16 protein-coding genes and 8 pseudogenes are annotated in these 20,937 nt (G+C 61.2%); 15 read left to right on the plus strand and 9 right to left on the minus strand.

Annotated features, from left to right (window positions below):
- From N5A92_RS22975 to N5A92_RS27530, 3 pseudogenes are all read left to right on the plus strand, one after another.
- A pseudogene (locus N5A92_RS22975) lies at positions 1-117 on the plus strand (IS630 family transposase); the annotation flags it as partial.
- Positions 118-156: 39 nt separating this feature from the next.
- A pseudogene (locus tag N5A92_RS22980) lies at positions 157-840 on the plus strand (GNAT family N-acetyltransferase); the annotation flags it as partial.
- A gap of 1 nt (position 841) precedes the next feature.
- Positions 842-996: pseudogene (locus N5A92_RS27530) on the plus strand (IS5/IS1182 family transposase); the annotation flags it as partial.
- Positions 997-1,369: 373 nt separating this feature from the next.
- On the opposite strand, the gene N5A92_RS22990 reads toward N5A92_RS27530, so the two are convergent.
- Positions 1,370-2,422, minus strand: coding sequence for a helix-turn-helix transcriptional regulator (locus tag N5A92_RS22990; protein ID WP_260906624.1), 1,053 nt, complete (start codon positions 2,420-2,422; stop codon positions 1,370-1,372).
- Between the two features lie 413 nt (positions 2,423-2,835).
- Here N5A92_RS22990 and N5A92_RS22995 point away from each other — a divergent pair, with 413 nt between their 5' ends.
- From N5A92_RS22995 to ugpC, 7 genes are all read left to right on the plus strand, one after another.
- The gene (locus tag N5A92_RS22995; protein WP_260906626.1) at positions 2,836-3,279 is read left to right on the plus strand and encodes a YybH family protein; all 444 of its coding nucleotides are present in this window, start codon (positions 2,836-2,838) and stop codon (positions 3,277-3,279) included.
- 232 nt (positions 3,280-3,511) lie between these two features.
- Positions 3,512-3,955 carry a hypothetical protein gene (locus N5A92_RS23000; protein WP_260906628.1) on the plus strand — a complete coding sequence of 148 codons (444 nt, stop codon included), beginning with the start codon at positions 3,512-3,514 and terminating at the stop codon, positions 3,953-3,955.
- A 91-nt stretch (positions 3,956-4,046) separates the two neighbouring features.
- A complete protein-coding gene (locus tag N5A92_RS23005) occupies positions 4,047-4,460 on the plus strand; it encodes a c-type cytochrome (RefSeq protein ID WP_260906629.1) in 414 nt (137 codons plus the stop codon).
- A gap of 545 nt (positions 4,461-5,005) precedes the next feature.
- Positions 5,006-6,316 carry a sn-glycerol-3-phosphate ABC transporter substrate-binding protein UgpB gene (ugpB, locus tag N5A92_RS23010; RefSeq protein WP_260906630.1) on the plus strand — a complete coding sequence of 437 codons (1,311 nt, stop codon included), beginning with the start codon at positions 5,006-5,008 and terminating at the stop codon, positions 6,314-6,316.
- Between the two features lie 42 nt (positions 6,317-6,358).
- A complete protein-coding gene (gene ugpA / locus N5A92_RS23015; RefSeq protein WP_260906631.1) occupies positions 6,359-7,240 on the plus strand; it encodes a sn-glycerol-3-phosphate ABC transporter permease UgpA in 882 nt (293 codons plus the stop codon).
- Between the two features lie 17 nt (positions 7,241-7,257).
- Positions 7,258-8,094: a sn-glycerol-3-phosphate ABC transporter permease UgpE gene (ugpE, locus tag N5A92_RS23020; RefSeq protein WP_260906632.1), complete on the plus strand. Its 837-nt coding sequence runs from the start codon at positions 7,258-7,260 to the stop codon at positions 8,092-8,094.
- Entirely contained in the window at positions 8,095-9,105 is a 1,011-nt protein-coding gene (gene ugpC, locus N5A92_RS23025; protein WP_260906633.1) for a sn-glycerol-3-phosphate ABC transporter ATP-binding protein UgpC, read from the plus strand. It abuts the gene before it with no gap.
- Positions 9,106-9,655: 550 nt separating this feature from the next.
- Here the strand turns inward: ugpC and N5A92_RS23030 are convergent.
- Together N5A92_RS23030 and N5A92_RS23035 are read right to left on the minus strand one after the other, a co-directional pair.
- Positions 9,656-10,060, minus strand: a complete 405-nt coding sequence (locus tag N5A92_RS23030; RefSeq protein ID WP_260906634.1) for a type II toxin-antitoxin system VapC family toxin — start codon at positions 10,058-10,060, stop codon at positions 9,656-9,658.
- A complete protein-coding gene (locus tag N5A92_RS23035; protein WP_260906635.1) occupies positions 10,057-10,290 on the minus strand; it encodes an AbrB/MazE/SpoVT family DNA-binding domain-containing protein in 234 nt (77 codons plus the stop codon). Before N5A92_RS23035 ends, N5A92_RS23030 begins: the two co-directional genes overlap by 4 nt.
- A gap of 366 nt (positions 10,291-10,656) precedes the next feature.
- Here N5A92_RS23035 and N5A92_RS23040 point away from each other — a divergent pair.
- Positions 10,657-11,641: pseudogene (locus tag N5A92_RS23040) on the plus strand (IS256 family transposase); the annotation flags it as partial.
- Positions 11,642-11,767: 126 nt separating this feature from the next.
- Here N5A92_RS23040 and N5A92_RS23045 read toward each other — a convergent pair.
- Complete coding sequence (locus N5A92_RS23045) at positions 11,768-12,985, minus strand: IS110 family RNA-guided transposase (protein WP_260906827.1); 1,218 nt, start codon at positions 12,983-12,985, stop codon at positions 11,768-11,770.
- A 267-nt stretch (positions 12,986-13,252) separates the two neighbouring features.
- Here N5A92_RS23045 and N5A92_RS23050 point away from each other — a divergent pair.
- A pseudogene (locus N5A92_RS23050) lies at positions 13,253-13,441 on the plus strand (transposase); the annotation flags it as partial.
- Positions 13,442-13,674: 233 nt separating this feature from the next.
- Here the strand turns inward: N5A92_RS23050 and N5A92_RS23055 are convergent.
- Positions 13,675-14,702, minus strand: a pseudogene (locus tag N5A92_RS23055) (IS110 family RNA-guided transposase).
- Positions 14,703-15,248: 546 nt separating this feature from the next.
- On the opposite strand from N5A92_RS23055, the gene fic reads away from it, so the two are divergent.
- Positions 15,249-16,352 carry a protein adenylyltransferase Fic gene (gene fic, locus N5A92_RS23060; protein WP_260906828.1) on the plus strand — a complete coding sequence of 368 codons (1,104 nt, stop codon included), beginning with the start codon at positions 15,249-15,251 and terminating at the stop codon, positions 16,350-16,352.
- A 13-nt stretch (positions 16,353-16,365) separates the two neighbouring features.
- Here the strand turns inward: fic and N5A92_RS27535 are convergent.
- From N5A92_RS27535 to N5A92_RS23070, 3 genes and pseudogenes are all read right to left on the minus strand, one after another.
- Positions 16,366-16,476, minus strand: a pseudogene (locus N5A92_RS27535) (hypothetical protein); the annotation flags it as partial.
- A gap of 345 nt (positions 16,477-16,821) precedes the next feature.
- Entirely contained in the window at positions 16,822-17,451 is a 630-nt protein-coding gene (locus tag N5A92_RS23065; RefSeq protein WP_260906636.1) for a hypothetical protein, read from the minus strand.
- A 405-nt stretch (positions 17,452-17,856) separates the two neighbouring features.
- Positions 17,857-18,057, minus strand: coding sequence for a CsbD family protein (locus N5A92_RS23070; protein WP_260906638.1), 201 nt, complete (start codon positions 18,055-18,057; stop codon positions 17,857-17,859).
- Between the two features lie 385 nt (positions 18,058-18,442).
- Between N5A92_RS23070 and N5A92_RS27540 the strand changes: the two are divergent.
- Together N5A92_RS27540 and N5A92_RS23080 are read left to right on the plus strand one after the other, a co-directional pair.
- A pseudogene (locus N5A92_RS27540) lies at positions 18,443-19,206 on the plus strand (endonuclease/exonuclease/phosphatase family protein).
- A 142-nt stretch (positions 19,207-19,348) separates the two neighbouring features.
- On the plus strand, positions 19,349-19,789 hold the full coding sequence (locus N5A92_RS23080; protein WP_260906642.1) for a hypothetical protein: 441 nt from the start codon (positions 19,349-19,351) through the stop codon (positions 19,787-19,789).
- 63 nt (positions 19,790-19,852) lie between these two features.
- Here the strand turns inward: N5A92_RS23080 and N5A92_RS23085 are convergent, their stop codons facing one another.
- Positions 19,853-20,935, minus strand: coding sequence for a TRAP transporter substrate-binding protein (locus tag N5A92_RS23085; RefSeq protein ID WP_260906644.1), 1,083 nt, complete (start codon positions 20,933-20,935; stop codon positions 19,853-19,855).
- Positions 20,936-20,937: the final 2 nt, after the last annotated feature.

Raw genomic sequence — 20,937 nt, forward strand, 5'->3', positions numbered from 1 at the left:
CAGAAGCGGACGATCGAGGAGACATGGCGACACATCGGCCATCTCGTCTCAACCATCCAACCCGGCGAATGCGAAAACTACTTCGCAAACGCCGGATACGCTTCCGTCAAATCGTGAACGACTCTAACCGAGAACCCATGGGTCTTCGGGGTCGTCGCCGAAGAGGATGGGCGCATCGTCGGCTCCAATTTCCTGTCGGAGGGGGACACGATTCGCGGTCTCGGCCCGATCACCGTCGATCCGAATGCCCAGGGCGGCGGCGTGGGTCGGCGGCTGATGCAGGCTGCCCTGCGCCGTGCAAACGGCGCCAGGGGCGTCCGCTTGCTCCAGGACGCCTTCAATATGCGTTCGATCGCGCTCTATGCCTCGCTCGGCTTCGAAGTCCGGGAGCCCGTGCTCGTGATGACCGGGCGCCCGACCAGTGAGCCGACCACCGGCATCACGATTCGCCCGATGGGCGAGCACGACCTGGACGCCTGCGATACGCTCGGTCGTCAGGTGCACGGCATCTCTCGGCGCCGGGAGCTGGCGGAGACGCTGCAATCTTTGTCACCCCTCGTCGCCGAGCGCGCGGGCCGCATAACGGTATACATGACGGCTCCGAAGTTCTGGATTGCCAACCACGGTGTTGCAGAGACCGAAGCCGATATGAAGGGACTGCTCCTGGGAGCGGTGGCCGTGCGCTCCGAGCCGCTCTCCCTCCTGCTGCCGCCTCGGCAAACGGGATTGCTCCAGTGGTGTCTCGAACAAGGCATGCGAGCGGTGAAGCCGATGACACTCATGTCGATCGGCGAATACCACGCGCCTGCTGGGGCCTATATGCCGTCCGTCTTCTACTGATGAACACAGGATGGGCCGCAACTATCTCGCCCACGCCAGCGGAGATGCGGTCAACGCCATCCTGGCCGCCGCCGGTTACAACTTGTCCCTCCTGCTCGGTGGCTGAGGGCTTTTTTGTGGCTGATGATCGTCGCGCTACTGTTCCGGCCCAAGCCGCTCGCTGCTTATTACTACTACGAGGCGATCGAGAAGCGTCTTGGCGGCCAGGCGCGGCGCGATGAGCGGTCCGCGGTCTGATGAGCGGTGTCGGGGCTTTGGTCGCTCTGACATTCTCGGCGGCCATCGACAATTCTGCCGGCGGAAATCGAACGTCAGCTTCTACGACTACGACAGCCACTATGTCCTAGTCGTAGAAGCTGACCAGGAAGTATTAAGCTGGTGCGCCACCAATCGGGACAACCTTCCCAGTCTAGCGGCAGATGCACTTCAATGCGCGGCAGGGGATGGGTCCCGCTGCCTGTGCGTTCCGGTCCTTCGTAACGGACATTAACCTCCGCCTGTACGCGACGCTTTGATAACCGAAGCATCCTCAGTCGAACGTGCCGAGCATCGCGACGAGTTCGCCTTGTCTATGCGTGCCTGTCTTGTGGAAGATCGCCTTGCTCCTGTGGCGGGCCGTTTCGATCGCTATGCCGAGGAGTCCGGCGGCCTCGGCGAGCGAATCTCCTTTGGCCAGCCGCTCACACAGCAGAATCTCGGCCGGGGTCAGTCCGAATTGGGCCGAAAGCGAAGAAAAGTCTGCCGAATGCCGCCTGCGCGCGTTCAGGTCCCGCACGAGCACGAGGACCATCGGGCCCGCGGGGAGAAGTGCCGAGACCCCGGTTTCAGCGCGCGACACGGACGGGAGCGCTGCCAATGAAACCTGCCAGTTTCCTGCACCGTTGCTGAAATGGATCCGGGATCGGTCAGTGGGAAACCCTCGTGACAATGCGGCGACTGCGCGGCGGAAGAGACTGTCAGCCTCCAGCTCCGCGATGCCTACGCGGCCGTGCCGCAGCGCTGCCGCCAATCCTGACGAGAACAGGTCCACGGCTTGCTGGTTGGCATCGCGGAGATGGCGGTCGCCGTCGATGACGAACGCGGCGCAACAAGCCCGCTCGACCAGCGCGGCTCCCGCTACTGCCTCTTCCGACCGTTTCCTCAGCAACTGTGCGAGATTGACTGCCCTGGCAAGATTGCCGCGGACACGGCCCAGGACTTCCACCGCCGGTCCGTCGTAGACGCGGCCCAGAGACTGCGGGTAGTGCATCGGCATGCGGAACAAGTCTTTGGGGCCGCCATCGATCTTGATGCCCACGGCGGCTTCGATATCTTTCTGGGGCCTCAGCCACTCATTGTAGAACTCCGTATGGGAGAACATGCGGGCCGGGCAGTCTTGCTCGGCGATGAGCACTTTGCCGCTCTCGGCCGAGTCCCAAAACGCCGCCCACGGATTGATGCGAGCGTAGTGGTTCAGGTAGGATTCCAGGAACTCGTTGTCGATGTTGTGCACCGACAGGAATTTCACTTTTCCCTCGGCAATGTTCTCGTTGCTGAAAGAAACCATTGAGCCGGGGAACGCCTCACCGATGGTCCTCGGCACCAAGTCCCAGGAAGCGGTCCCAAGCGCTGCCGCGTCGATGGCCTCGGCGGCGGCGCGGCCTATCGCGGCAATGCGGTTCTCGTCATAGGCGGCAGGTGGTCTTCGCCCCATCCTGTTGTCGCACCGGTCGCTTGGGCACGCTCCAATCCCAAATCAGCCAAGCAGAAAGCCAAGCCGGATCGGACGACGCTATCCCATGCTGACTGATTATCCAACAGGGCAAAAGTGATGAAATCCAGGTCATGAATTACCCAAGTTTGCTTAGTTGCCAGGCCGCGACGACACCCCAACGGAATACGGCAATGCCTTCGATCACCAACCCCCAAACGGGTGGTGACAACTCGGTGGGACGGGGCGCAGTGTTTTGACCCGGCATTTGCCGGGCGGTGCCACGCTTTTGTTGGGAGGATGCCATGGATAGACTGCTGACTTCGATCTTTACCCTACTTTGCCTTTGCCTATTTGCGTTGTCCCCTGCCAAGGCGGACGCGATCGAGGACCAGGTGAAGGCCGCTTACTCTGACTGGGATGCCGCGTTCGGCGAGGCAGACGCCAAGGCGATTGCGGCGTTCTACACCGACGATGCCATTTTCCTGCCCGCCACACATGACGTGATCAAGGGGCCGGAAGGGGTGGAGAAGTTCTTTGCCGGAATCTTCGATATGGGCGTCACAGGCCACAAGCTTGAACTGATCGAGGCTCAAGGCGACGGCGACCTGCTGTTTGGCACGGCGAAATGGTCAGCCAACGGCAAAGACACCAATGGCGCGGATCAGCCGTGGGGAGGGGTGGCAACGCACATCTTCGAAAAACAGGCAGACGGCAGCCTGAAACTGAGGCTGCACACCTTCAACTGAAGGCATCGCGGCGCTTGCCGAGCAAAACGGCAGCGCCGTCCTCTTGAATTCGCCTGCAGGATGTCTCCCTTCCGATGACGGATGCAGGCGAATGCTTCTCCGAGACCTCCCCGCCCGAAATAAGAGTCTTCGTTAGACGTAACCCATCTGGGTGTTTCGCGCCGCCGCGGTTTTCTGGAGTATGGGGAGTCAACGGCAATTCGCCACTCTGATGTGAACGGGGAGAAGAACGATGTTGCAGAAAAAATTGTTCAGCGTAGCGACTTTCGCAGGAACGATCGCCGCGAGCTTGTTGGCTCTGGCTCCAACCGCGTCGGGCGGCCCGCTCGGGACGGCGGAAGGCCAAGACCAGTATCTGCCGGTCCAGAGCATCAGCTACGAATTCGGCTCAAAATACATGAGCGGGTATTTCGTGCAGGAGACCGCGATGTGCTTCGTTGCCCTGATGGTTATCGAGAAAAGCGATCCCGAGGCGGTGCTGCCGGTTACGGCCACGCGTGTCCGCCTGGTCCTCAACCCGGGGCAGATTGCCGGCCTCGACAGCGAGGAGGGTCGTTCGCTCAACTTCACCTGCGGCAAGGACGCCGCGACAATGCTCGTGGACGTCGGCGAGAGGGAAAAGCTCGTCGCACGTCAGGCCATGGCGCTGCCGACCGACATTGCAAAATCGCGGTAGAGTTCAGCCAAACCGCCGTATGCGTCGTCCAGATCTGATGGCAACCATCGACAGGGGTGCCCCGTGCCGAGAAGTGCGGCACGGGCAGACGATGCTACCAATACGGCAACTGGTGTTGTCGACCGTGATTGCTTGTATTCTCGCAGCCAGTCCGGGTGCGTCTTCGCAAGAGGAGCCGGCCGCCGGCAAGTTCTACAGGGTGGTCGACGGCAAGGCCGATGCGCGGACCTACAACGGCTTCCGGCGCTATCATGCGGGCTGCAGTCACTGTCACGGGCCGGATGGCGTGGGTTCGACATTCGCCTCTTCGCTTGTCGACCGACCGCTCGACATCGAAACGTTCCGGCGCGTCGTCCGCGAGGGCCAAAGCAACGGCGCTTCGGTCATGAAAGGGTTCGCTGACGACCCCAATTTCGCTCCGTATGTGGACGACATCTATGCCTATCTGCAGGCGCGCGCCGACGGCGCCCTCGGCCGTGGTCGGCCTGGCAGACTGGAGCCGTGATATAACGGTCCCAATAATCTCACTAGTTTGCCGAACATCGCATCACAAACGTCAGAGGCATTGCAGCTGGGAACCTAGTGCCAAAGCAATGAAGGGCAGTTCCGCTCCGTTGCCTCACTCGGAGAGAGGGGACTTTCTATTGAGCGCAGGGTGACTCCGGTGTGGCCGATGAAACTCTCTTCCGCGCTTCGTTCCGGCTGTCATCGGCGGCGACACGGTCTTCATTGTTCAGATGAAGTGCGAAGCCGCTCGCGCCGGGATTGCTCAGCTCTGTGCGGCGGCACGGAGCGGTTTGAAATATGCCGTTGCGCCAGATGTCACCTTTCGGGCATTCGGGCGCGAAGGATCCCACCACGGTGTCGAGGATTATATGGAGCCGACATAGGTATGCGTGTCCGTTTGACGCCTCTGATTCTGGTTGGACGAATTGCGGCTGGCTGATCTGCGGAAGCTCCTATGGCGAAAATGCTCTAGCAGTCCCAAGGATTGACCCGGTAAGTTCCCTTCGTATAACTGCTCAGAAACAATGTAGATGGGAGGAACGCATGAAACTGGGCGCTTCTATTGCTGCGCTGGTATGCACGCTGGCCACCGCGGGATCGGCTGCTGCACAGACGCAGATCGAATTCTGGCACGCCTTCACAGGCCGCCTCGGCGAACTGGTTGCCGAGCAGGTCGAAACCTTCAATGAGAGCCAGGACGACTATCTTGTCAACGCTTCCCACAAAGGAAATTACTCCGAGACGCTGAATGCCGGCATAGCGGCGGTAAGAGCCGACGAACAGCCGCACATCCTGATGGTTTTCGAGGTCGGCACGGCAACGATGATGGCCGCGGAGGGTGCTATCAAGCCGGTATACGAGTTGATGGCGGAGGCCGGGGCGGATTTCGATCCGGATGCCTTCATCGGTTCGGTGAAGGGCTATTATACGACCACCGAGGGCGAGATGCTCTCGATGCCGTTCAATTCCTCCACGCCCGTGCTTTGGGTCAATCGCGACGCCCTGCAGGAAGCCGGCATAGACCCCGATACCGACATGACGACCTGGCAGAAGGTGGGTGACGTCCTCGACGAGCTCAAGGCCGCTGGCCACGAATGCCCCCTGACCACGGCATGGCAGAGTTGGGTCCATCTGGAAAATATGTCAGCCTATCACGATGTCCCCTTCGCGACGAAGGAGAACGGTTTCGCCGGTCTCGACACCGAACTCGCCTTCAACGGCCCCGTTCAGGTGCAACACATCCAGGCTATGGGCGACTGGGCCGAGGATGGAAAATTCATCTATACCGGACGGCGCAACGAGGGCGGCGCGAATTTCCGCGCCGGAGAATGCGCGCTCTTCACCGAGAGCTCGGCCGGATATGCCGGCATCGAAGCGGAGGCGGAATTCGAGTTCGACGTGCGGCCGCTTCCCTATTGGGAAGGCGTGGAAGGCGCGCCGCAGAACACCATCATCGGCGGGGCCTCCCTCTGGGTTCTTGCCGGCCATGAGCCGGAGGAGTACGAGGGTGTCGCGGCCTTTCTGAATTTCCTCTCGTCGCCCGAAATCCAGGCGAAATGGCATCAGGATACCGGCTATCTTCCCATCACCACGGCGGCCGGCGAGCTGACGCGCGAGCAGGGTTACTATGAGGCCAATCCCGGCACCGACATCGCGGTCAAGCAGATGACCGCGAATGAGCCGACCGAGAATTCCAAAGGACTGCGGCTCGGTTCGTTCGACCAGATACGCGGCATCGTCGACGAGGAGCTCGAGGCCGTGTGGTCGGGGGACAAGACGGCGCAGGCCGCACTGGATTCGGCGGTGGAACGCGGCAACAGGCTGCTTCGCCGTTTCGAACAGGCCAACCGCTAAGGCGGAAAACGCGCCCCGGCTCCAGCCGGGGCGCGCGTTCTCATGGAAAAGCGGGTCCGTTTCAAAGGATATCTGCTGCCGATCTGCCTGGTCATGCCGCAGATCGTGATAACGGCTGTCTTCTTCTTCTACCCGGCTGGCCAGGCGATCTGGCAATCTCTGTTCATCCCGGATCCTTTCGGGTTTTCTGCGCAGTTCGTGGGGCTCGGAAATTTCGAGTTCCTGCTCTCCGACCCCTTTTATCGTGCGTCGTTCATCACCACGGCCATCTTCTCGATCCTGGTGACCGCCGTCTCGATGGGCGTAGCCCTGTTCCTGGCGGTGCTCGCTGATCGGCTGATCAAGGGTTCGGGCACCTATCGGACGCTGCTGATCTGGCCTTACGCGGTTGCACCCGCCGTAGCCGGCGTGCTGTGGCTCTTCATGTTCAACACGCGGGTAGGCGTGGTGACCTGGTATCTCGGCGTACTGGGCTACGACTGGAACCACGTGCTGAATCCGGGAGAAGCGATGGGCCTCGTGGTCCTGGCATCGTCCTGGGGGCGCATCAGCTATAACTTCCTTTTCTTTCTCGCCGGCCTCCAGGCCATACCGCGTTCCGTTATAGAGGCGGCGGCGATCGACGGCGCGCATTTCTGGACGCGGTTTCGGACGATCGTGTTTCCGCTCCTGTCTCCGACGACCTTTTTCCTGCTCGTGGTCAATGTCGTTTATGCCTTCTTCGAAACCTTCGGGGTGGTCCACACCATCACGGCCGGCGGCCCGCAGCAGGCCACGACGATCCTGGTCTACAAGGTCTACTCCGATGGGTTTGTCGGACAGGACCTCGGCTCGTCCGCCGCGCAGTCGGTCATACTGCTGATCATCGTCAGCGTCCTGACCGTCATCCAGTTCAGATATATCGAACGCAGGGTACACTACTAATGGCGGATACCGGTGGAATGGTGGAAAAGCGTGGCGCGGCGCTCTGGCTCACCCATCTGGGTCTGATCGTCGGCCTGTTCTTCATCTTCTTTCCCATCTGGCTGGCGTTCGTGGCCTCTACGATTTCCCAGCCGGAGATCGTTCGCCCTCCGATGCCGTTGCTGCCGGGCGATCGTTTCCTGGAGAACTACTCGAAAGCCCTGGTTTCGGGCATCAACGCGCCGGTTGCGCGAATGCTCTTCAATTCCGCGGTGATGGCGCTGGGCATCGCATTCGGAAAGATTGCCATCTCGCTGCTTTCCGCCTTCGCCATCGTCTACTTCCGCTTTCCCGGAAGGCAGCTTTTCTTCTGGCTCATTTTCCTGACCCTCATGCTGCCCGTGGAGGTCCGGATCGTGCCCACATACGAGGTGGCGGCGCAGTTCGGGATGCTCAACAGCTATTCCGGACTGATCTTTCCGCTGATCGCCTCCGCGACCGCCACCTTCCTCTTCCGGCAGTTCTTTCTCACCGTTCCCGACGAGCTGGCTGAGGCTGCTCGGGTGGACGGTGCTCGGCCGATGCGGTTCTTCTGGGATATCCTCCTGCCCATGAGCCGTACCAACATCGCGGCGCTTTTCGTGATCCTCTTCATTTACGGATGGAACCAGTATCTGTGGCCGCTGCTGATCACGACGGACCCGTCGATGAACACCATCGTGATGGGGATCAAGCAAATGTTCCCTTCCGGCGACGACACCGCGGATTGGCCGGTGATCATGGCGACATCGCTACTCGCCATGCTGCCGCCGATCCTGGTGGTGATCGGCATGCAGAGACTGTTCATTCGCGGCCTAGTTGAAAGCGAGAAGTAGATGGCGACCGTCACCCTGGAAAACCTGAAGAAGAGCTTCGGCAGGACCGAGGTGATCCACGGCGTGAACATCGACATCGCCGACGGTGAATTCATCGTCATCGTCGGGCCTTCCGGCTGCGGCAAGTCGACCCTCTTGCGGATGGTCGCGGGGCTCGAGACCGTTACCTCGGGAAAGGTCTTCATCGGCGGCCATCTGGTCAACGAGCGCGAGCCCATGGACCGCGACATCGCAATGGTGTTCCAGAACTACGCGCTTTACCCGCATATGAGCGTGTTCGACAACATGGCATACGGCCTGAAGATTGCCGGGAGGTCGAAGGCCGAGATCGCCGAGCGTGTCGCAGCTGCCGCCCACGTCCTTCAGATAGAGCCCTTTCTCGACCGCAAGCCGCGCGAACTTTCCGGCGGGCAGCGCCAGCGTGTCGCCATGGGTCGGGCCATCGTCCGCAAGCCGGCCGTGTTTCTGTTCGACGAGCCGCTTTCCAATCTGGACGCGAAGCTTAGGGTCCAGATGCGCCTGGAAATCAAACAGCTTCAGCGGGAACTGGGGGTGACCTCCCTCTACGTCACGCACGATCAGGTGGAGGCAATGACGCTCGCCGACAGGATGATCGTCATGAATGAAGGCCGGGCGGATCAGATCGGTGCGCCGCTGGAGGTCTACGCCAACCCACAGACGGTCTTCGTGGCCGGCTTTATCGGCTCTCCCCCGACAAATTTTCTCCCGGCCTTGTCGGTCTCCAGGGGAAGCACGGAAGAACTGCTGGGCATCCGCCCGGAGCACCTGCGTATAGTCGGGCCAGATAAATGTGAGCTACGAGCACGCGTGGTTAATGCCGAGGCCTTGGGCGCTGAGACGCTTGTACACACTCGTATCCACAGCGGGGAGTATGTCACCGTGCGTCAGGAGGGCAGCCGGCCGGTTCCTGAAGAGGGGGAGGAGGTTGGCCTTGGCTGGGCGAAAGAAAACGAAATGCTCTTCTTCACCAACGGCGCGCGCAGGTATTAGGCACTCCCGGAGTAAGGACGGTTTTGCGCTGGTGATGCAGGAGATGCTCATAGGCGAAATCGCGATCGGCGCGGTAATATCAAAAAGCCGACGGATGGCCCGTTGCGGCGCTCCATATCACCGGCTCGTTCTCGGAGTGGCGGCAACAGGACTTCCGTGACCGCTTCGCCCCACTCGCGATGGAGGCCGCAGCTGCCCTGTGGCAGTGATCGCTTGGCCTTCCATCGGTCACCAATGCCGGTGCCCGGTCCCGTCTGAGCAAGGCGCAATTTTGGGGCGTGCGGGAACCCGCTCTATGTCGCGATGACCAGTAGGACGACGCCGTAGACAGCTAGAGCGAGCGTGCTCTCGAAGCCAACCCTGGCGAATCCCGCGCGCTCCCGGTGGAGCTATGTGCGCAATGAGGAAAGCTGCAGGCCAAGCGAATGGCACCAGGCGCTCCACGACGGCTTCGCCATCGATGGCATCCTGTGTGGCGGTCTATGGCCCCTGCTGGCGCGCCACGCCGAGTACCTTACCGCCGGCGTAGTTCGAGGTTGGAAGGGCGCGCTCAGAAGGCTGGCGTGATCAGCGTCAGTGAAGGGAAATAGGTCTGGTAGCGGCCGACATCGCGGGTGAGCAGCGGCAGCCGACTGACCGCCGCATGAGCGCCGATGAAGAAATCCGGCAGCACACCGGTCCGTGTCCCGCCTGACTTGCGGTAGCGGCTGAACACCTTTCCGGCAAGGAACAGCGCCGGCCGTGGCATCGCCCCGATCTCGAGGCCAGCAGCGTCAAGAAACCCGTCGAGATCCTCGATCCGACTGTAGCGGACCGAGAGCTCTGCATAGACGACGTCGTTGATCAGCAACGGTCCGCGCAACGAGGCGCCCTCGAGTTGCTCGATCGACCACTCCGCCCAGTGCTGATCGTCGGTGACGAGGTCGAGTAGAACGTTGGTGTCGACCAGCGTCACGCTTCGCCGCGCGTCAGCGCCATGATCGCCTCTGTGCTGAGCCCCTTGCCGGCATGGCCACGCAGCCTGGCAAAGCGACTTGTCGGCCGTTTTTCATCGGCAAGCACCAGCACTACGCTGCCGTCGGCGGCGCGGCGGAAATCTACCTTGCTGCCCGGTGCGATTCCCAGCAGATCACGAACCGGCTTAGGGATCGTCACCTGGCCTTTTGCGGTTACAGTCGCGGTCATTGCACCCTCGGTAAGGACGTTTCGCAAGAAGGTATTACCTCTCGGCAGGGGATGCAAGCGATCGATGCAAACACAGCCCCGGAGCAGGCCAGTCACGTCTTCGGTGTGAAGTTGTAGGACAGAACCGTCGGCGCGGCTGAGTGCCCTGTTGGCGCTTTCAGAGGCAAGCCAGCGGGATCGTAAGCCATTGATTCTTTTGTATCCGATCCGGGTCGTGCCCCGCTGAGTGGTGTAGCTCGGCGGTGACGAAGCCGCTCGCGAGCGCGCCCTCAACAGCGCTGTAGCGAGCGAGCGGCGAGCAGTGGTCATCGATGTTCTCCGGTAGGGTCGGGTTGCTCACACCAACCTGATTCGAAGGAAGCACCGATGACCAACGACATGATGAACCTGCGCACGCTCGTAGAGAAGACCCCCGACGCCGATATCCTGCGCGAGATGATCGGCTTTGCCGCCGAACGGCTGATGGAGATGGAGGTTGGCGCTGCCACCGGCGCTGGCTATGGCGAGAAGAACCCGCTGCGCACGGCCCAGCGCAACGGCTATCGCGACCGGGACTGGGAGACGCGGGCCGGCACGGTCGAGCTGCGCATCCCCAAGCTCAGGAGGGGGTCCTATTTCCCCTCGTTCCTGGAGCCGCGGCGCATGGCCGAGAAGGCGCTGACGGCTGTCATCCAGGAAGCCTATATCCAGGGCATCTCGACGCGCTCGGTCGACGACCTGGTCAAGGCGATGGGCATGAGCGGTGTCTCCAAGAGCCAGGTCAGCCGGCTGTGCGAGGAAGGCTTTCCTCGACCGACCCATCGAGGGCGACTGGCCGTATCTCTAGGTCGATGCCACCTATCTGAAGGTGCGCCGTGGTGGGCGCATCGTCTCCGTCGCCGTCATCATCGCCGTCGGCGTCAACAGTGATGGCCGCCGCGAGGTGCTCGGCATGGAGGTTGGCGCGTCGGAAGCCGAGCCGATCTGGACGGAGTTCCTGCGCAAGCTGACGCGGCGCGGCCTGCGTGGCGTCAAGCTGGTCGTCTCCGACGCTCACGAAGGCATCAAGGCGGCGGTTTCCAAGGTTCTGTGCGCCACCTGGCAACGCTGCAGGGTTCATTTCGCCCGCAACGTGCTCGCCCATGCCGGCAAGAGCGGCCGCCGCGTCGTCTCGGCCTTCAGCGCCACCGCCTTCGCCCAGGAGACGGCCGAGGCGGCAAGCCTGCAGTGGCGCGCCGTCGCCGACCAGATCCGGCCCAAGGTGCTGAAGCGCGCCGCCATCATGGACGAGGCCGAGCACGACGTGCTGGCCTACATGAGCTTCCCCAAGGAGCACCGCGTCAAGCTGCACTCGACGGATGACATCGACAAGTCTGACGTTGGCTCATTCGTTTCTTTGTTCGGTTCCGGTGAGCCGTTTCTTTGTGCTATGGTCGCCCAGCACGGACGACCACGTGGCGAAGAGTGGCGCGAGAGGATGAAAGCGCCGCCGCGCAGCCTATAGTCGCTCCTCCTTTGTGGCGTCCGTGCGCCGCTTCGGCCCTCGTGATCGCCAGTGCCGGACCATCAGCTCGTAGGCATGCTCGGCATTTTCGGCCGCGGCCTTCTCCCGGTTGCGCACCTCCTTCACATTGTAGGCGTAGGCCGCTCCGCGGCGCCCAACACCGCGCTGGCTCGGCGCGCCGGCCTTGAGGGCGCGTTGCCGTTGCTTCGCCGCCACCAGCGCAGGGCGGACCCAGAAGTAGCCCTGCTCCCTGGTCAGCAAGTGCCAGATCAGCACGGCGAGCTTGCGGGCAACGGCGACCGCCGCGACCTGATGGCCACGTTTGCTGCGGATGCGCAGGAAGAAGGCTCTGAGTGGGCCGGGCGCCTTCGCCGCCGCCCAGGCAGCCTCGACCAGCACGGCGCGGGCATGGGAACGCCCATGTTTGCTGATCCGCCCATACTGAGCGATGCCAAGGCCGGATTGGCGGACACGCGGATTGAGGCCAAAGTAGCTCACCAGTTTCTGTGGCTCATTGAACCGCCGGATGTCGCCGATGGCGGCGATGATACCGGTTGCCACGATGGCATTCACGCCGGTGATCGTTTGAAGCCGACGGACCTGCGGGTCGTCGACCGCCTCCATGGCGATGTCGACATCAAGGTCTGCCAAGTCCTCGGCCAGGCGATCAATCTCGCGAATGTGGCGAGCGATGGCGGCCCGCTCGTCGTCGGGGAGCACCTGCCGCTCGAGCCAGGCCCGGCCGCGATTGTTGAACAGATCGGCATGCGGGCACTTCGGCACCAGATGCGCTTGCAGGATGCCATGCACCTCGTTCTTCACCCGCGTGCGGTGCCGTACGACCTGATTGCGTCGGGCGACAAGACGGCGAAGACGCTCGGTGCGCTCGTCCGGAACCCACACTTCCGGCAAAAAGCCACCGGCCTGCAGCTGCGCCAGAACGCCAGCGTCGATCTTGTCGGTCTTGATCCTCGCGTGGGCGATCGCCTTCACCTGCATCGGGTTGGCGACAATCACCCGGCCGACGAAAGGCGACAGCACCCGCACCACCGCCATAGCATTGCCGGTCGCCTCGACAACGACCTCGTCCTTCTTGCCCAGACTGCGGCCGAACCCTTCCAGTCCCGAGCGGGTCATGTCGATCCGGCCGTGATGGCGCAGCCGGCCGTCTTCCCAGAACACCACCTCCGCGAAGGTGCGGTGAATGTCCATTCCAATCACACGTCTCATCGGCTCCTCTCCAAAAACAGTCGGGAGCCGGCGGGCGACGCGACACCTACGGATCCGCGCTCTCGGCGCAACCGGGCAGGTCGCAGGGGCGGCCAGCTATTAACGCGAGCTCGCAGCTCATCGAATGGATCGGCCTGCCCGCACTTGGCGTGCTCCCGGTGCCCCTGTCCCGGATGGTCGCACCATACGCCGAAAATCACGCATCTCCAGCGCGGACCGGATGGCACCGTCATGATCATACCGGCTATCAATCCGATCGAGCGGCTCAACGGCGAGATCAAGCGGCGCACCGAGGTCGTTGGCATCTTCCCCAATGACGGCGCCATCGTCCGCCTCGTCGGCGCCTTGCTGCTTGAACAGAATGATGAATGGGCCGTGCAGCGGGCCCGATACATGACGCTTGTGTGGATGCCAGCCGTTTTGCAAGGAAGATGTTGAACCTTTGAGCACGTGATCGAGTGCGGTCTTGTGTCAGGCCTTCATTTTGCGGCCATCGAAGTGCCGCGGGCCGGTATGGTGATACGCGGATCAGGTCCAAATCTAGAAAACGAGCGCGAGGCTCGAAGCGTCATTCTGGTTCTCCTGACCCCGATCTGATCGATCATTTGCCCATGCAGTTCATGCCTTCCTCACATCCCCGACGGACCGGCTTCAGCTTTCCTGGGCCGTGGTCATACAGGCGCCGCCGCCGGATACCGGTAGTTCTCTCCTTTCGTCAGCATGGCCCAAATCCCGCGCGCCATTTTGTTGGCCAGCGCGACAGCCACCAGCATGCGTGGCTTCTTGGCCATCATCCGGGCCAGCCAGGAGCCCCGTGGAGCCCCCTTCCGGGACGCCCATCGAATAACGGCCATTGCGCCAATTATGAGCAGCCGTCGAATGTCTTGCTGGCCCATCTTCGATACCTTCCCCAGCCGCTGTTTCCCGCCGGTCGAACTCTGCCGTGGTACAAGTCCAAGCCATGCGGCAAAATCGCGGCCGCATTTGAACGTTGCCATGGGTGGCGCAAAGGTCTCGATCGCAAGAGCGGTGATAGCGCCCACGCCCGGCATCGTCCGCAAGCGTCGGGACGTCTCGGCCCGGTCGGATAACGCATCTATCTTCCGGCTCAGCGCTTCGACCCGCCGTGTCAATTGCGAGATCTGCCCCAACAGGTCGCGGCAGATCTCGCGCACCAGAGCCGGCACATTGGACTTCGCGTCCTCAACGATCTCCTCAAGGCGGCTTAGGTAACGGATTCCTTGCGGTGCGATTTGGCCGAATTCATAGAGGTGCGCACGCAATGCGTTGACCAGTTCGGTGCGCTGATTGATCAGCTGTTCGCGGGCGCGAAACACAATCGCGCGAGCCTGCTGCTCTTCCGTTTTGGCCTCGACAAAGCGCATCGTCGGCCGTTGTGCAGCTTCAACTATTGCTTCCGCATCAGCAGCATCGTTTTTTGCCGTTTGAGGAACGGCTTCACATAACGCGGCGCGATCAGCCTCGCTTCATGGCCAAGTCGGGCCATCTCGCGAGCCCAATAGTGCGAGCCGGCACACGCCTCCATGGCGACAATGCAGGCCGGCTGGACCGTCATAAACCTACGAAATTGGAAACGCGTCAGCTTCTTCCGGAATATGACTGAGCCGTCAGCCGCCGCCCCATGCAGCTGAAATACATTCTTTGCCAGATCAACCCCGATGATGGTAACCGTTCTCATGGATGCCTGCCTCTCCTTTGCGTGGCCTAACACCACAACCTTGGCACATTGCGATGCCGTCGGAGAAGGCTGGCATCCACCCCATCTTGAGACCATCAGCCAGATGAGCGATGATTCGCTCATCAGCCTGCCGGCAGTGGCACGCTGATCATTCCGGCCCTGCCGGAGAGCGCGGCGACCAAGGCCGTCAGTTACACCACCTCCGTGGGCACAATCCCGATCCGCGTAACGGAGGCTATCGTTGCTATCACTTCCGTCACCGCGGATGATCTTCGGCATCCGTTCTCCCTAGCGATAATGACTTCACGTCGGGACTGTACAGGACTGCGCCCTGGAGGCCTCAGGGGCCTGAAAAGCGCTGATCTCTGACGGTTTCGAAGCCGTAGGGACGGTGAGAAGGCGCTCTAGAGACGTTTGTGTTTGTACAGCGGCATTGCGAACGCCCATTTATGTCGATATATTTGCGAATCATCGACACATTTCAATGATGTGTCGACGCTATCGACATTTTCCGACGACGTGTCGATCCAGATAGGAACCATCGACATGCCGTTTCGGCCGGACCGCCCCTACAACGATCTCCCTCCCCTGCCCCCGCAACAGGATTTGGAGACGAAAGCCATCTTGAAGGCGTGTATCGCGGCCCGCGCCGCACTGGCCGAGGTCAGAGTATCGGGTCAACTCATTCCGAACCAGGCCGTGCTGATCAACTCTATACCGCTCCTTGAGGCACAAGCGAGCTCGGAAATCGAAAACATCGTCACAACAGCTGACCGCCTGTTCCGTTTCGCCAACGAACCCGGGAACCAGGCCGACGCGGCGACGAAGGAGGCGCTGCGCTATCGCACCGCTCTCCATCAGGGATTCAGGATGCTCAAAGATCGTCCACTATCGACGTCGATGGCAGTCGAAGTCTGTCGGACAATCAAGGGTGTCGAACTTGACATTCGCGCTACGCCTGGCACCGCACTGATGAACGATGCCACCGGGCACGTCATCTACACACCGCCTGAAGGCAGAGAGCTGCTTCGCGATAAGCTCGCAAACTGGGAGCGGTATATCCACGAGGCCGAGGAGATCGATCCCCTGATCCGACTCGCTGTCATGCACTACCAATTCGAGGCGATCCATCCATTCACCGACGGCAACGGCCGAACCGGGCGTGTCCTGAATCTGCTTTATCTCGTCGACAAGGGCCTTCTCGACATCCCGGTGCTCTATCTCAGCCGATACATCATCCGCAACAAGCCGGCCTACTACCGCCACCTCCTAGGGGTCACAACCAACGGCGCCTGGGAGAGCTGGATCCTTTTCATGCTCGAGGCTGTGCGGGAGACGGCCGAGTGGTCGACGAACAAGATCCGCGCGGTACGCGAGCTGCTCGATCAGACTGCCGAGCGGATGCGGCGAGACACCCCGAAGATCTATTCGCGTGAGCTCGCCGAAATCATCTTCGTCAACCCCTATTGCCGGATCAGCGATTTGGTCGCAGCAGGCATCGCCAAGCGGCAATCAGCATCGGTTTATCTGAAGGCTCTTGTGGAGCGAGGCCTGCTTGAAGAGATCAAGGCTGGCCGCGAGAACCTCTACATCAATCCGGCCTTAATGCGCCTTCTGACAGACGGACGGGTTAGCGAGGCGCAACGATGAACTCTTCTGCTGCTCATGGTCGGTTATCAGAAATCGCTGACCTGTCGGCGCCGAGCGTCATGCGGCGCGCCGTGGGGCCGGCGCCCGTTTGACCGCTGTTCAGCCCGCCGTTGTAGGCTGTGCTTGGCGTGCAGGTGACACCGAGCCCCCCGTGGCGTCGACTGCGCTGTCCAGCACGCGCACGTCCTTGTCCGGACGACCGCGACCAAGCAGATAGTCGACATCGATATGCGGATCGACGACGACGGCAGGCGCAGCGTCGAAAGGGAGAAGGTCTTCATCTACATTTACGACATCGGCCTCGGGCTGGGAGAAGGGGCAGGTCGAAAACGAGCTCGGATGCGCTTCAAGAACTACACAGCTGGCGCTTGGAATAACAGCACGTTCCGGGCCGCATGTGGCATACTGCTGAAGTAAAACCTGCCACCGCCTGTCGTGGCGCAGTCGCCACGACAGGCGACCTGCTACCTCACTGTAGCGCGAAGCAGTAGAACAACCCGTCTCCGCCAGTGCCTTGCAGGGCTGTTTGGCTGCATCCGCGAGACGGGTGCGATGAATTCCAGGATTTCGCTTCGGCGGACTCGTCAAGGCCCATTCGGTCATGGTGGCCTACCATTGCGCTCCCGTCATCTGCATTGGATGTCCAGTCCTCGCATGTGGCCTCATGCACTGTCCCATCCGGCATTGACCCTGTCAGAATATCATGGCGATTTGGGTCGTCGCCGCGGCCGTTCACCATCTCACCATGTTCGTCGAGCGCCGTCTCTTTGCTGATGCGGTTCTGTTCGCTGTGCAGCGCATCCAAACTCTCGGCGATTGTTTCGCCCTTAGCATTGACCCATGGGCCGGCGCCTATGCGATCACGCGCGTTGGTATCGCTGGTACTAAGATAGGCTGCCCAAGTTTTGCCTGTAACGCCTGCCGCTTCGGCGAGACTGGAACAGTGGGCATCGGCTCCCTCCAACCCACCTAAATTGGCGCCGTCACCCGATCCCTCGCTGGTGACGAAGAAGCTCATGGAACCGTCTTGCGCAGTAGCGACTGCAACGTTGGAGAGGGCAAGAATGACTGAAGCAGACAGTATGGTGACATGTTTCATCGTTTCCTCCCGGTTCCCCGCCGCTGGAAACTTAACTCGCGGAGGGCTGGAGGCGGTAATCAAAATGGCGTGTGGCGGGCCCGATTATGCTTTTGCGGTGCCGCGCAATTCCCAGAGCGCCGTTCTCAGCCTACGGCAATCCCGTTCGCGGATAATGGTTGTCTCATCAGCGGCCTCCGCGAGTCACTTGACGGTATGGGAACAATGGTCGGAGTGCCGAGGTCTGGCTCGCCAGATCATGCCTGCTTCCATTCTCTCCAGATCCGTCTTTGCCCCGCGGGCTCCCAAGGGGCTTTTGCGTTTCATTCAGCTGCACATGAGCCAATTCCTCGCTTGGCTCGCGCGGTTTCGGTCGCTGTCAACGCGACCACTGCAATCCCGTGGCCCAAAAGCCCGCTTCCTCTGCTACCCGACTTCACGAGACCAGTCGTCAACCTGACGCTCGGCCTCTTCCTTTGCGATGCCATAGCGTTCCTGAATCCGGCCGACAAGCTGGTCGCGATTACCTTCAGCCCGGTCGAGGTCGTCGTCGGTGAGGTTGCCCCACTGCTCTTTCGCCTTACCTTTTAACTGCGTCCACTGGCCCTTGATCTGGTCCCAATTCATCTCCTTCTCCTTTCGCTGGGTGAACTAGAACGAACATAGGCGGCCGATGTTCCGAACGCGTGAAATAGCAGGACGGGCCGGAGGAACAGCCGGCTTTGTACGTGTCGTAGTGGTTTCTGTTGGGGGCGCTGCCACCGCGGTGACGGCGTTGCCCCTTATCCCAAACAATGAATGGTGGATCAGGATCTGGGATTTCCCACGAATTCAGGTAGCGGTCGTACTGCTGCTGGTTCTGGTTACGGCACCATTCGTGATGCCCCTTCAGCGCCGTGGAAGTGCTGCCTTTATGGGTCTGGTGGTGCTGGCGATTGGATGGCAAGCCTACAAGATCGCCCCCTATACGCCGTTTCATCAAACCGAGGCAGAGGCTGCCCGACTATGCAAGATGGACTCGCGCCTTCGGCTGCTGGTTATCAACGTTGTGGCGAGGAACAAGGACGGGGCGCCCATTCTCGCGATAAGCAAGCGGGCTGGACCTGACCTCCTCCTTCTGGTCGAGACCGATCGCTGGTGGGACCGCCGCCTCGAACCGCTCAAGTCATCTTATCCCCACGTGATCAGTCACCCCCAGGACAACGGGTACGGCCTCCACCTGTTTTCCCGTTTTGAGCTCGTCGAGCCGAATGTGCGCTTGCTCATCGAGGACGACGTCCCCTCGATCAAGGCGGGTGTGCGCCTCCCCTCCGGGGCCTTGATCGACTTCTATGGCCTGCATCCCAAACCCCCGCCCATCCAGGACACCGCAGAGCGTGAAGCAGAGCTTCTGATCGTAGGACGGGAAGTGAGGGAGCTGCGCCCGCCATTGTCGCCGGCGACTTGAACGATGTCGCCTGGTCGCGGACCAACCGCCTGTTTCAGGAGATCAGTGGCCTTCTGGATCCGCGGATTGGTCGCGGGCCATATGCGACCTTCATGCCAATTGGCCGCTGTTGCGATGGCCGCTCGACCATGTCTTCTTCGAGCACTCTTTTCGCCTCCTCGAGATTGCGGTCCTGCAGGACGTCGGCTCGGACCACTTCCCTTTTTTCGTTTCGCTTTGCCACGTTCCCCGGGGAGGCAAACGTTGGTGTGCAGCCGGATACCGGGCTTTTAGAGATGAAAGCCGCGGAAGAGGCGATCGAGGACGGGCGCGAAGAAGCCGGTGAGTAATGGCAGCTCGAGCCGCGGGCGCGTGCATGGGAGAGTACGTCATGACGGACGACGCGATGGCGAAACGGCACATGCCGAAGATGGGCGCCTTGATAAGGGCGAGCCTTGTGGTAGGCGGCGTTATCGTCGGGGCGCTCCTGTTGTGGCACTCTCGAATGTGCTGCTGCTGTTTTTCGGAGCCGTCGTGATGGCGGTCATTCTCCGCAGCGGGGCCAAGGCGCTTGAAGACCATACTCCGCTTAAGGCTCCCTGGTCGCTCGTCCTCTCCATTCTGGCGATAGCGGTGCTGATGGCCGGCTTCTTTTTCTGCTTGGCGCCCAGATCGCAAGCGAAGCCTCCAGTCTCGTGCAGCGGTTATGCTCTCGGGCGACACAGCTTACGAGCCCGCGGATGGATCGTCGCTTTCATGAGATTGCTCCGGCGGCTTCGAGAATCTGCGCTTCATCTTCGCGCTGCGTCCGACCATGAATTTGGCATTGTCCAACGCCCTCAACGCGCGGCGGTGTTGTTCATGGCAAACGAGATCGGCGACCTCGGGCTCCTGCGCGGCATTCTCGAATTGGCACGCTCATACGAGCGGTAGGTCGCGTCCTCATCTTGAGAGGAACAGCGGCCGACATTTTGCCGGCCGCCAAGCTCAAAGGCCTCAGCCGATATATTTCTCCCGCTGAGCGTATAGCGGCACATCGTAAAGCCGTTTGTATTCGGAGGCGCGCTTCACATAGCCGTAATAGCTATCCATCAGTTTGCTGACGAAGCCGCTGGTGCCGGCGACTTCGTCCATCACCTCGTGAGACGCCGTACGAAGTGCATCCCAGACATCGCCCGGCAGTGTGTCAATCGTCAGGCCCTCGACCTCCTTGAGCGCGTCGAGGCCGTCCATGTTCATGTTTAGCGCGTCCGCCGACGAGCGGTTGGCCTCAGCCTCGGTAGCCGTAATCACGATCGTCTGCAGTTCCTCGGACAAGGCATTCCAGGCGTCGAGATTGATGCCGAATTCGATCCCGCCGTAAACATCGGCGAAGGACGGCGCATACATGTGCGACATGATCTTTTGGAAGCCGAAAGCCTGATCGAACGAAGGGCCGACCCATTCCGCTCCGTCCAAGGCACCCGATTGCAGCGCCGGGAAAATCTCGCCGGGTGGTGTCGAGACGGCGTTCATGCCGATCTTGTTCAGAACGCTGGCGCCGAAACCTGTGATCCGGAAGTTGAGGCCCCGCAGATCGTCCAGGGAATTGATGGGCTTCTTGAACCAGCCGAAGGTCTGTACGCCCGAGCCGCCGCCAATGAAGACCTGCAGGCCGCGCGGGTTCGTGAACTCGTCGAGCAGTTCCTGCCCGCCGCCATAGTACATCCAGGCGTGCATTTCATCGAAAGTGAGCCCGAAGGGCGCCGAAAAGAAGAATGCATGCGAGATGTCACGGCCCGAGAACCAGGAGCCCGATCCGTGATAGGCTTGCGCAGTGCCGTTCTCGACCGCTTCTTGCGTACCGAAGGGCGGAACTAACTCGCCGGCCGCAAAGACGCTGATGTCGATTTCACCACCCGACATTCTGGTGATCCTGTCGGCCCAGCGCTGTGCCGAAACGCCCGGGCCGGGAAGATTCGCGGGCAAGGAAGTCACCAGCTTCCATTCGTGCTTGGCTTGGGCGCGGCCGATTGCCGGTGCGGCGAGGGCCGCCGGGGCGGCTATTGCGCTTGTTGTCAGAAATTTGCGTCTGTTCATCG

The sequence above is a fragment of the Chelativorans salis genome (assembly GCF_025336525.1).
Classification (GTDB): Bacteria; Pseudomonadota; Alphaproteobacteria; order Rhizobiales; family Rhizobiaceae; genus Chelativorans; species Chelativorans salis.